The 8,372-nt window shown below is 46.2% G+C and carries 9 protein-coding genes and 1 pseudogene (1 of these 10 only partly in view); 3 read left to right on the plus strand and 7 right to left on the minus strand.

From position 1 onward, the window contains the following. Window positions 1-7: 7 nt before the first annotated feature. Complete coding sequence (locus CMR00_13000) at window positions 8-253, minus strand: hypothetical protein (GenBank protein PIO46925.1); 246 nt, start codon at window positions 251-253, stop codon at window positions 8-10. Window positions 254-367: 114 nt separating this feature from the next. On the opposite strand from CMR00_13000, the gene CMR00_13005 reads away from it, so the two are divergent. Further along, on the plus strand, window positions 368-742 hold the full coding sequence (locus tag CMR00_13005; GenBank protein PIO46926.1) for a (2Fe-2S)-binding protein: 375 nt from the start codon (window positions 368-370) through the stop codon (window positions 740-742). 37 nt (window positions 743-779) lie between these two features. On the opposite strand, the pseudogene CMR00_13010 reads toward CMR00_13005, so the two are convergent. The 5 genes and pseudogenes from CMR00_13010 to CMR00_13030 all read right to left on the minus strand — a co-directional run bounded on the left by CMR00_13010 (window position 780) and on the right by CMR00_13030 (window position 6,306). Beyond that, window positions 780-1,270, minus strand: a pseudogene (locus tag CMR00_13010) (tRNA-specific adenosine deaminase). Between the two features lie 43 nt (window positions 1,271-1,313). Next, window positions 1,314-1,952 carry a 7-carboxy-7-deazaguanine synthase gene (locus tag CMR00_13015; protein ID PIO46927.1) on the minus strand — a complete coding sequence of 213 codons (639 nt, stop codon included), beginning with the start codon at window positions 1,950-1,952 and terminating at the stop codon, window positions 1,314-1,316. A gap of 158 nt (window positions 1,953-2,110) precedes the next feature. After that, window positions 2,111-4,000, minus strand: coding sequence for an X-Pro dipeptidyl-peptidase (locus CMR00_13020; protein PIO46928.1), 1,890 nt, complete (start codon window positions 3,998-4,000; stop codon window positions 2,111-2,113). Window positions 4,001-4,094: 94 nt separating this feature from the next. Next, complete coding sequence (locus CMR00_13025; GenBank protein ID PIO46929.1) at window positions 4,095-5,579, minus strand: hypothetical protein; 1,485 nt, start codon at window positions 5,577-5,579, stop codon at window positions 4,095-4,097. Continuing rightward, complete coding sequence (locus CMR00_13030; protein PIO46930.1) at window positions 5,512-6,306, minus strand: hypothetical protein; 795 nt, start codon at window positions 6,304-6,306, stop codon at window positions 5,512-5,514. Before CMR00_13030 ends, CMR00_13025 begins: the two co-directional genes overlap by 68 nt. A 158-nt stretch (window positions 6,307-6,464) precedes the next feature. Between CMR00_13030 and CMR00_13035 the strand changes: the two genes are divergently transcribed. Beyond that, entirely contained in the window at window positions 6,465-6,884 is a 420-nt protein-coding gene (locus tag CMR00_13035; protein PIO46931.1) for a hypothetical protein, read from the plus strand. Then, entirely contained in the window at window positions 6,881-8,203 is a 1,323-nt protein-coding gene (locus tag CMR00_13040) for a hypothetical protein (GenBank protein ID PIO46932.1), read from the plus strand. The genes CMR00_13035 and CMR00_13040 overlap by 4 nt, the downstream gene beginning before the upstream one ends. A gap of 62 nt (window positions 8,204-8,265) precedes the next feature. Here the strand turns inward: CMR00_13040 and CMR00_13045 are convergent, their stop codons facing one another. Beyond that, window positions 8,266-8,372 carry the 3' portion of a hypothetical protein gene (locus CMR00_13045; protein ID PIO46933.1) on the minus strand. It continues 115 nt past the right edge of the window, so 107 of the gene's 222 nt are visible here — the last part of the coding sequence; its start codon lies beyond the right edge, outside the window — the gene reads right to left on this strand; it ends in the stop codon at window positions 8,266-8,268.

The following is an 8,372-nucleotide window of genomic DNA, read 5'->3' on the forward strand; positions in this document are numbered from 1 at the left end:
CGTTCACCTAATCACTGTTGCGACTGACAAGTAAGCCTAAGACAAACCCAATGCCCAAGGCAATCAGTGCCGATTGCACTGGGTGTTTTTCCACATATTCCACGACAGAGTCTGTCGCTTCCTTAACATTTTGAAACTGTGGCGTCTGAGCGAGTTTTTCGTAATACTCTGTAACCTTTTCGTTGAGTTTCTGACGCGCTGTTTCTACAGCGTCTCCTTCTGTTAGGTTCTTGAAAGCAGTTTTCTCAGCCATAATGCAAATACTTGATGTTAGCGCAAGATTCTTTGAGCGATTAGTAAAAAAGAATTTAAGAAAACTTTTTATATTGAACTACATTTGTTTTTGCAAGTAAAGGTTGCCCTTCCAATGCAAGCACCTGACATGGCCTATATGGAAGCCCAAAGCCAAGCATTTCACACCTTGATGAAATCCAGTGACCTTGCCGACGGCATGTCTAAGCTTTTTCATTATTCGAGAAATGGTGAGTCGGTTGAAGGGTTCATCATCCGTTATCAAGGTAAAATTTATGCCTATATCAACCTGTGCCCTCACGCCTATGAGCCTATTGTCTTCGGGCATCAGTCCGCATTCAACAGCGACAAACGCTACATTGTCTGCCGAGAACACTTTGCGATGTTTAATCCCGAAACAGGGGTTTGTGTGAGCGGTCCATGCCCAATTGCAGATTTGGTCAAGATCGAAGTCGTAGAAAAAGAGGATATGATTTGTGTGGTTCTATAGCTGCAATGCTCAAGAGCATGTATTGCAACGATTCAAGTTACTTCTCCACTCCATTTGGATTGTTCTGTCTCTGGCGCATGGCTACAAAAAATGATTTGAGCAGCGCCGTGCACTTTTCCTCCAATACGCCGCCAATCACTTTTGCCTGATGATTGAGCTTTTTTGATTCCGTTAGGTTGAAGACCGTGCCGCATGCGCCCCATTTTCCATCGTAACTGCCAAAGACAAGCGCCCGACTTTTGCGAGGACAATTGCACCTGCACACATCGGACATGGTTCTAAGGTTACCACCAGCGTACAATCTTGCAAGTACTTGGAATTGAGTGCTGCCATTGCAGCCGTCAGCGCAATCATCTCTGCATGTGCAGTTGCATCTCTAAGACGCTCGACTTGATTATAGCCTTTGCCTATCACTGCGCCATTTGAATCCAGCACAACAGCACCAACCGGCACTTCATTGCACTCAAAGGCTTTTTCTGCCTCACGCAGCGCCAGTTCCATAAATCTCTCAAACCTTTCTTCAAACATGATGTGTATTGAATGGCTTGCCAAACTGCATGTTATCCTCCCCTCATACGCCGCGCGTCTCTGGACTCCAGATGTATTTGTGCATCTGCAATTGAAACCGCACTTTCAATTTGTCAGCTAAAATCCATTCGGCAAGGGTTTGCGGTGCCAGCTCACCAAAAACTACCGACATTAACACCGTGAGTTTCTCTGTCAACCGATATTCTTCTATCACGCGCTTTGCCCAGTCATAATCGAGCCGAGAGCCAATAACAAACTTAATCTCATCTGTCGGCAGTGCAATCTCAAGATTGCGGTAGTCATTCTTTTTGAGCATCCCTGATGAGGGCGTCTTCATATCAATGATTTTTTTGACACGCTTATCGACCTTATCAACCAAAATGTGCCCTGATGTTTCCAGCATAACCGAAAAGCCTAAATCGCATAGGCGCGTCATCAGGTCGTAGACCTCTGGCTGTAAGAGCGGCTCACCGCCCGTAATTTCAACCAAGTTGCAACCATAAGCTGACACCTGCTCAATAATGCTCTGCACAGTGCGCTCTTCGCCCTCATAGAAAGCGTATTCTGTGTCGCAATACGTGCAGCGCAGGTCGCACTCCGTCAGACGCACAAACACGCACGGCAAGCCCATCTGCGACGACTCCCCTTGAATAGAAAAAAAGATCTCGTTGACTTTCAGCATTGCTTTTCTATGCGTTTTATCGACCGCATTACATCAGGCAGTCATCTTGCTCAGGACATATCCTGCATCTTTGGCAAATAGTCTACAAATAGAAAATGCGGAGGCTTTTGGCTTCCGCATTCTCTTTTGGGAATTTGCAAAAATAGCACTTGAGCGCGTCAATCAATAATTTCTACTTCCAAGCGGCTTTGATTTTTCCTATCGTGAAAGAGCCGATGTGTGGCTTTGATAAAGTCTTTTTCATCAGCTTTGTAAATGTTCGGCACATACTTCTGCGGATTGCGATCGAAGAGCGGAAATGCTGTGCTTTGCACATGAATCATAATGCGATGCCCTTTCTTGAAGGTATGCAGGACATCTTGCAAGCGAAACGAAATTTCTGTGACTTGATTGGGTTTCATTGGCTGAGGTTTCTCAAAACTGTTGCGGAAACGTGCACGCATTACTTCACTGCGCACCAGTTGCTCGTAGCCACTCATCAAGACACGCTTGTTAGGTAAGTAAGGATGATTTTGTGCTGTATCAGGATAGACATCAATGAGTTTGACAAAGAAGTCGGCGTCGCTACCTGTGGTGCTCACAAAAAGTCGCGCCGTCAATTCTCCACCCAGTGTGATATCTTTTTCTAACACATCGGTTTGAAACACCAGCACATCGGGACGCGACGATGCAAAGCGCTGATCTTCTGACATGTACAAGAAAGGTGTAAAGCCAAACATTTCGGCTTCTACTTCACTTGATGGCACAGGTTTGTTGGGGTCGCTGACATATTCGGAAAATGCTTTTGCTTCGCTTGGCGCTGTGAAGGATAGCTTGCCCCCACTCTGAAAATAAAGCGCACTTTTCTTTGCAGTTGGCACAGGCCATTTTTCAAACTTACGGTACTCTTTTTTGCCTGTGTCGAAGAGATAGGCTTCGGGTAAGTCTACTGTGCCGTCGCCTTGCTCTTTGAGGAAGTGCCGGAAAAACTTTGCTTCAATTTCTCGCTGGTAAAATGTTGCAAGGCTATCGCCAAAATAAATGTCTCCGTGCAACGTATGCCCTGTCTCACGTGCCCATCTGCCATGTCCGAAAGGTCCCATTGTCAAAATGTTGAATGTGTTCGGATTATATTTTTCAATGGTTTTGTAGACTGTGAGCGGTCCGTAAAGGTCTTCAGCATCAAACCAGCCACCAACAGTGAGCACCGCCGGCTTGACATCTTTCAGGTGCTGAATAATGTTGCGTTTTTGCCAAAACTCGTCGTAGTTGGGATGCTCTACGGTCTCTTTCCAGAAGAAATTATCGCTGTAGAATTTATCGCCATTTTTGAGTGAGCCTAAGTTGAGATAGAACTTATAGCCATCTTGTGACGCAGGTGCAGCGATCATTTTGCTTGCCCACCAATCTTCTGTTGTGGGTTGCGGCGTCTGAATCCCAAACAGCGGGTAAGTCAGAAAGTATTGCAGCGTGAAAGCACCATGATGATGAAAATCGTCGTAGAAGAAGTCGGAGACAGGGGCTTGCGGTGAAACGGCTTTCAGTGCAGGATGATTGCATAGCGCACTTGCAATCGTGTAGAAGCCGGGATACGAAATGCCCCAGATTCCCACGCGTCCGTTGTGATGGGCAATGTTTTTCAGTAGCCACTCAATGGTATCGTATGCATCCGTAGATTCATCAATATCCGTGTTAGATTTCTTTTCAGGAATATGCGGTGTAACATTTGTCCATTTCCCTTCTGACATGTATCGCCCGCGCACATCTTGATAGACAAAAATGTATTTCTCACGCATCATAATCGGCGAAGGACCAAGTTCATTTGGATAAGCGCTAGGACCGTAGGGCGCAACGCTGTAACAGGTGCGTTGCATCAAGATGGGATAAGTTTTGTTTGGTGCGGCATCTTTAGGCGTATAGACAATTGTGAAGAGTTTTACTCCATCGCGCATCGGAATTTGATATTCCGCTTTTTGATAATTCTCTCGGATAAATGTGGAATCGCTTTGCGCCAGAGCCAGCGCAGCAAAGAAAAACACGATGGAAAATAACAAAGAGACTTGTCGCATAGCAGAAGAGCTGTGTTAGAGTTGATTGAGTTTTTTCGTTGATAGCTAACCGAAATATAACACGGCAGATTCAATGATAAGGTTTGTGTGCTGTTCAAGTTTGAGCTACAACGACATCACGTCTGCCCAAAATGCTTTCAGCCAAGAGTCCAAGTACGGCAAGTACCACAAGGTATTTCCAGATGCCAAGCCCATATCGCGAGCTTGCAATTGCTTCATCGACTTTTTCTATTTGTTCTGCTGCTGGCACATAAAAGAAATCTTTTTCAGGCAATGAAAAGAGGTTGGCAAAGCGCAAGATGCGTTCAGGCGAGAGCGATGCGGTCTCAGATTCTGCTTCTGGCAAATTAAGAGCAAGTTTCATCACGAGTGTTGTATCCAGTGCATTTTGTGCGAGCACATCGTAAATACCGATTTCATTGAAGAGCGCAGGCTCGAGCACAAGACGCAAGTCGCCGCTGCGCATTTGTGTTTGCACGAACATTAACTTGCCGCTTGGTTTGCGCACCACCAGGCTTGCTGGGCTAGTGAGTGAGAGTGGCAAACTCACTTCGCTTTGCTCGCCACACATGAATTGATAGTTACGACTTTTAGCTTTTGCACTCGAGTAGAGCACCGTGCGAAACATCAGCGGTGCAAACAGCGGCTGAAGCACCAGCGTCGTGTGTTCAGGTTTCGGGAGTGTGGCAAAGACTATTGCAGTACCCAAGCCGTGTCTGTGTGTGGCAATAAACGCTTTGTCTGTTGCCGAGCTCATGACGATTTCACTTTTTGGTGTTCTCAGCAGTTCAGTGGCAGAAAAAAGCAGAATCGGTTCCTCGACCGATGACATTGCCGCTTTGCGACGAGCAAATTCACTTTGAAAGATGCCATCAAAGAGCGGATGTCGATACTCGATTTTTTCAATTGAGAGTGGTGCCGTGCTGCTCACGCTTGAGAGCGGGGCTAGCGTGCTGGCTTCAAGTGTCGAGAAAAGCTGGTTAAGCATACCGAAGTTTGCCTGATTAGGACGCGCAAAGAAAATAAGCCCGCCACCTTGTCGCACGAAACTCTCAATGCGCGAGATTGCCGATGCTGACAGTGTACCAATGCCGCAGAGTATGAGTGCGTCATACTTTGAAAAATCTTGTGCATCTAAAGCTACTTCAGGGATGAAGACCAGCTCGAAAAAGTCTTTGTTCTGAAAACTCTCGAGCGCAAGACGCAAGTACTGCGTATCGCGTTCATCGCTGTATGAGAGCAAGAGCCGCAGTTTGTCAGGAATGTAGAAGGTAAAATATCGGCGGTTATCCCACTCAAGATTATCACTCTCAATAGAAAGTTCACCAGCGATAAAGCCGCTTTGTGTTGGCGTCGCTGCCAGCGTTACTGTGCTTGGTGTCTGTGCTTGCACTTCAAGCAAGGTCTCAGCTGCAAGTTTGTCAGAAAAGCGCAGCGAGACAATTGTTGAGCGCGTTACAGTTTCTCCAAACAGTTTTGCCGTCGCCTCCAGACGCACAGGTTTTGCAGGCTCAAAAATTTTGGTCAGCACATCTACATGCGTGAGTGCCACATTTTTTCTTGTCTTTTGGCGCCACATTTACTGCATAGAACTTGAACTCAAAGTCGTATTGATAACTTATTGATGAATCGCGCTGCAGAAAGTCATGCGGCTGAAAGTCTGAGATGAGATAAAGTTCACGGTTGAAGTGTTTTGCACGCGTCAGCGCCGCAATAGCTTCAAGCAGCGTGCCTTCAGCGTAGAAGGGTTGTGCGGAAAGTTGCGCTTGCGCAATTTGCCGTTTAGCTTCTGCAAGGCTTAGCAGCTGTGGTGAGACCTTGCCAATTGCAAGAAAAATTTCGTCTTGCTCGGCAAAGTTTTCTAGAATCCGCAGCGCCGCAGTCTTAGCTTGTTTCCATTGGTCTGCGGCAAGTCGGTCGTTATAGCCCATTGATGCCGAGTTATCCAGCACGATTACGGCACTGGTCTTGGTGTGCGATGCAAAGTCTGAGCCTGCAAGGTAGCCCGGAATGACGGGCTTGGAAAATGAGGCAACAAGAAAAAAAATCACAAGACTGCGAATCAGCAAGAGCAGCCACTGGCGAATCTTAAACTTTTGTACTGCACTTTGCTCAATTTGTTTGAGCAGCTCAAGTGAGCTGAATTCAATTTGTTTGCGTCGTCTCAAGTTGAGCAGATGCAAGAGTATTGGCACACTTGCCGCTACCAAGCCTAAGAGAATCGCCGGATTGAGAAAAATCATTATCTCTTGAGAAAGGTATCTGTTGTGAAAGGTGTTACAAAAACGTTGCTTGCACACTTGCATGCTCAAGCAAGATAGGCATTCTCCGATATCTTCTTTATGGCATGTGTGTCGACATGACCCATTTGCATTGGCTATCAAAGACAACTTTGCACTCTCAGACTAATCGTCTAACTTCGCAATTGTCGAAAAAACCTGAAACAAACAAAATAGGTCGAGAAATGCATCTTGCAGTCTCTTTTCATGGCGCCCTTATCGTTTTCTGGAGCGTTGTATTTTTTCTTTGGTTAATTGGTTCTCCTCTTTATGCACAAACTCGAAAATATGAACGCAAGTCGATCACATCGTTAGGGACAGTGCTAGTCAAGCCCGGACTTTCTGTTGACTTAGGTATTGTTCAAAACCGTCTCAAAGCTTATTTGGAACTGCCCCGCTTTGACTTTAATGTAATCTCTGAAAATACGGTTAAAGAGTTTCGCCAAAAAGCCAATCAAACTGACCTTAGTCCTGAAAGCATTGGTTCTGCGCTGAAGCAAACGGTTGTACCCAAAATTTTGAGGTTGTTAAAGCCGTTGCCGCCTTGCGTGCTCAGGGCAATCTCAAAGAAGAAGACCTTGCCCGTGCTGCCGTCGATAAGATGAAAGCCTCTGGTCTGACCGCCGAAGATATCAAGAAAGTCTATAACTCTGCCTTCATTTATTTGCCCGTCATTACAGACTACACGGAACAGACAGTTGCCGACAACTTCGTTGTGGAGATCAAGGGATATATTCTCTGGTATCGCATTATTGTCTCTGCAGATGGCAAAGACGCTTCGGCAGTGCTGCTCACCTCACTTTCCGAACCCAAAAGTGGGAGTGCTAGTGCAAATCCCAATGAAACCTACAACTTGAAGCGCCGCTCTGTGGATGGGAAAACCTATGCTCGTCTGAAGGCTGTGGGTGGTTGGGTGCAAGCTGAAGCCTTAGCCATGCGAGAGTTGCCCGAGTTCAGGCTCTCAGCAGAAATTCGTAGCTTAGAAGGACAGTTTGCCACAGCAGGGCTTGGCACGCGAGAAGGCATCGGCTTAGACGATGGCTTCAATGCAGTAGACTTTTTTGATGATGGTCAAGGCGGTGTGCTCACTAAAGACGTTGGTTTCTACCGTGTATCGCAAGTCGCCGATAATCGTACAGACGACAATCAATCTTCACTTTTTTATGGCTACATTCGTGCTGGTGTTGATCGTGGCAGTTTGCTTGTAGAGCGTCCGCGCTTGCCTGTTGATATTCGCATCTCTCCACGCTTTACGACGCTCAGCATTCCCAGAACAGCAATTCCTGCAGATAGACGCACCTATAACAATCTTTTGTTCAATCTTCCAGGTGCTTTTGGCAACATTTTTGCCTTCAATGAAGATGTTACAGCTGCGATTGGCGTTGATGCAGGAATTGCGCTCAATCTGGCACGCTGGACTGGCATCACACAACTCTTTGCTGTCGTAGATGGTGGGATTCTCTTCCCGCTTGCCGAACCGCAAAATGCCACTGCTCCATTTTTTTGGAACATTCACCTCGGGCTTCAGAAAAAGTTTTGGTTCAGTTGGATTAATCTCAGCTTAGGCGCATTTGCTGGCGCAGACTTCCTGACGATTTCAGGCGCAAGCAACAATGACGGACAACTCGAGAACTTTAATGTTGGCATGTTTAGCGGTCGCCTTGATGCCACGTTGGAATTTATGCTCAATCCTGACCTTCTCTTTTCTATCCGCGCAGGCTATAAACTTGCTTCTTCACCTATCTCTGGCAGCATTAAGTTCAGAGGCGATGATGAAATTGCCCTTACGCTTGAAGATCAGATGCGCCCCTTCCGCAACATCAACTTTTCAGGCTTGATGATTAGCGCAAATATCTCCTTTACTTTACCAAGTTCATCTGGCGTAGATTTCACTTCACTTTTCCCTTCAGATATTGACTACTAAGATTAGCGACCAGTAGATATGTTTGTGAAAGTATGCATTCGTCGTGGTGTAGAGAATACAGCTTAGTTTTTGAGTTTCATGTAGGTATTGAGTTCTGTTACATAGTTTTGAATCTCGACCAGAAATTGTCGTTCGTCTACCATGCGGTCTTCAAACATCGCTACGAGGT

Source organism: [Chlorobium] sp. 445 (assembly GCA_002763895.1).
In the GTDB taxonomy this organism is placed as follows: domain Bacteria; phylum Bacteroidota; class Chlorobiia; order Chlorobiales; family Thermochlorobacteraceae; genus Thermochlorobacter.